At 34.8% G+C, this 1,757-nt stretch carries 2 protein-coding genes; both read left to right on the forward strand.

Going from position 1 to position 1,757, the window contains the following annotated elements; genetic code table 11:
- A partial coding sequence (locus tag SIN01_RS15300) for a hypothetical protein (RefSeq protein ID WP_218027798.1) occupies positions 1-217 on the forward strand: 217 nt, incomplete at its 5' end.
- A 518-nt stretch (positions 218-735) separates the two neighbouring features.
- A complete protein-coding gene (locus SIN01_RS14595; protein ID WP_010027864.1) occupies positions 736-1,398 on the forward strand; it encodes a hypothetical protein in 663 nt (220 codons plus the stop codon).
- Positions 1,399-1,757: the final 359 nt, after the last annotated feature.

The raw sequence follows: 1,757 nt of genomic DNA on the forward strand, positions 1-1,757 counted from the left end.
AAAAGGATACATAGTTAGTGGCGGAGTTGCTGTACTAGGGCGGCATAGGGTTTTTATGGGCATCTGTCAAACGTGGGGCAATAAGAGAAAAAAGGCCATAAAAATAGCCCCTAGACAGTCAGAAATGACCGCTAGGGAAATGGCAAAAAATAAACTTATACTTTTAAATGACGATAAGGAACTTACTAACGTCTTTCATTCCGCTAACGCTTCATGAAAGTATTTTAAAAGTAATTATCTGTTCTTTATTCTGTGGACAGGATTCTTTAGAATTATCTTTAACTGTCTTTTATATATCGTGAGGAACTTTAGTTCCGAACTGGCGAAGCCATATCTTTTATCTTTATTACTGTTATCAGGGTAGTTATCTTTAAGTATCATTCTTCTACAGTAATATGTGTGTCAGCGGCCTCGGATTACATGCCCGCAAACAGGCTAATTTTTACCAAACGCTAGAACCCCACAGCCACAAGGGCTACAAAATTGTCGGACTTTTTCAGACAGCCTGACTGAATCCGCTGTGATTAAGTCTGTCCCTCATTATAGGACTTTTAAAAGTTAAAGGTAGTACCATATGTGATTATTAAATTGTGATTATTAAAATCTGTGAACCCTTGATACATGAGGCTTTCTATAGTATGTTAATCACAGGTACTTTAATTAAATAAAGACCCTTGATATATAAGAATTTTGGGAAAGGGTTAATCACAATTTGAAGCAAAGGGGATGAGAATTGTGAAATTTTCTTTATTGGACAATGGGGTTGATTCGTTAAAAACTGCCCACAATGATTTAAATGAATTTAATAATTTAGCTGAAGGTGGGCATTATTTAATTAAAAATGCGACTATTTTTTTAAGTCACGGAATTGAATTATTGCTGAAATTCATTTTAAAAGAAAATAGCCAATCATTTATGTTTGAAAACATAAAAATGTATATGAATGCTAAAGAAAGGCTAAGCAAGGATAAAAATGGTGCAAAAACTGTTTTTGATGTAGAACCTAAGCTAAGAACTGTATGCCTGACAGACGCACTTAAAAGAATTGAGTATTTATGTGATATAGAACTGCCTACAAGATTTACAGATACCGTTTTACATGTTAATAAAATTCGTAATAATATTATGCATTACGCTATCGAATTGGATGAACAAGAGACTGATACACTTATAAAACATTTAAAGGTCTGTTATGATGAAGCGGTTGACTTTTTTTGTATGCACATTGAGGATTTAGAGGGTATGATAGATGAACCACGTTTTGAACTTTCTTATGAAGAGTATGAAGAACAACTAAAGGAAGAGTACGGAGAAAATTATGCCGAAATGCAAAGGGAGGATGCTTTATTGGATTTAATGGAAATGGGGTATGAGGATAAAGGCGAAGGAAGATGGTAAACGCTGCTGTTGTATAATTTTGAAATAAAAATCAAAGAATTCAGGAACTAATGTCTGTGTTTTTTTGTGCATAGAACTGCCTCACCGCCCTCTATACGTGCCACCCTGCCAAACTTTTTTATACACAGCCCAGTGGTGTCGAGTGATTTCACTTTACATGTACAATAGCTATTTGTTGCCGCTGTAGGAATGCATAAGTACCAGCTTCTAGCCTAGTAAGTGCCAGTTTCAAAAAATTAGAAACAAAAAAAGGACTCAATTTACAGAGTCACAGAAAAGTGATATTTTTTGATATAAAGAACTCAACTTTCGCAGAGTAAAAATCCGAAACAGCCCTTGATATAACGTGTTTTGTGGTC

Origin of the sequence: Sporolactobacillus inulinus (genome assembly GCF_006539285.1) — a bacterium.
GTDB classification, from domain to species: Bacteria; Bacillota; Bacilli; order Bacillales; family Sporolactobacillaceae; genus Sporolactobacillus; species Sporolactobacillus inulinus.